Here is a 1,434-nt window from a genome sequence, read left to right as displayed (position 1 = left end):
ATGTTTAAATATTTAATACTATCGATTTTTTTAGGTATAAGTATAGGGGCTTATGCTGCAGATTTATATGTCCCCAGCCAATACAAAACTATCCAGAAGGCAGTGAACAAGGCAAAGACAGGGGATAAAATTTATGTTGCCCCGGGCATTTATAAAGAGAGTATTACCATCAAAAAAGGTATTAGCCTGATAGGAATAAACCCGGACAAATGCATCATCACCTCTTCCCATCTCAAAAATGGAAATACCATTATCTTCAAAGGGAAATCTGCCAATGGGACAATCACTGGCTTTACTATAACCGGCGCAAAAGGCTTCTTAGATAGAGGTAATGGAATACTCTGTTGCGACGGAGCAAGTCCTGTGATTATGAAAAATAGGATAAAGGGGAATGAGGATAGTGGTATTTTCTCCTGGCACTCTTCTCCGAATATTATAAAAAATATCATTTCGAAGAATAGATGTGCTGTTGCGTTTTCCGATTCTGATTCAATTATTTCAAATAATATGCTTCTGGACAACAAATTTGGAATTACTTGCTCAGAATCTTCTTTAACCATTACTAATAATACAATATCAAGAAATAGTTTGAATATTGGTGGTGATGACTCTTCTTATATAACCATTACCAACAATCTCATCTCAGAAGGAAAGAATGGCATAGGAGGCAATAAATCCTATCTTACCATCACAAATAATACAATTGTAGGAAATAAACGAGGAGGGATCAATGTTGGAAATTCTCAGATAATCATTATGAACAACATCATTGCCAAGAATGGAAAGAACATTGCACAGAATGGAAAAGGGGAAAGAAAGACAAGATGTGGAATTGATTGCCGAAATTCAGATATTAAAGGAGACTTTAATTGTTTTTTTGACAATGGTCCAGGGATTAGAGGGACACAGAATTATTGTTTGGCTCCTCCTAAACCCCCACAGCCTCCAGACGAGCCAGAACACTACATCTACAAATCCCATTTAGGGGCAAATGAGATTCAAAAAGACCCAAAGTTTATAAGTGAAACCGATTTCCATCTAAAGCCATCCTCTCCTTGCATAGATAGAGGTTCAAACAAAGCCCCAAAACTTCCCAGGAAAGACAAAGATGGGAAGGAAAGGATAATCAATAAGAGGGTTGACATAGGTGCGTATGAATATTCAAAAAATAATCTTAAGGAAGATACTAAACATTGAAAGATAGGGGTGATAAAGTAGAGGACAGAAGACAGATATTCCCCCTTAATAAAGGGGGTTAGGGGGTTGTAAGTATATAAAGGGGGAATTGCTTGCAAACCTGTTGTAACCTTTGCGAGCTTTGCGCCTTTGCGAGAAATATAATATCATAAAGGTATTTTTCAGATGAAAAAGATGTTTAAATATTTAATACTATCGATTTTTTTAGGTATAAGTATAGGGGCTTATGCTGCAGAT

General features: G+C 36.4%; 1 protein-coding gene. It reads left to right on the top strand.

What is annotated here, in order from left to right:
• The coding region (locus AB1414_20810; protein ID MEW6609852.1) for a NosD domain-containing protein at positions 1–1,197 on the top strand (1,197 nt) is incomplete at its 5' end.
• Positions 1,198–1,434 lie beyond the last annotated feature (237 nt).

The organism is bacterium (assembly GCA_040755795.1).
In the GTDB taxonomy this organism is placed as follows: Bacteria; UBA9089; CG2-30-40-21; order CG2-30-40-21; family SBAY01; genus JBFLXS01.
Note: the sequence above shows the minus strand (reverse complement) of the source record. Positions and strands in the feature narration are given on the sequence as shown.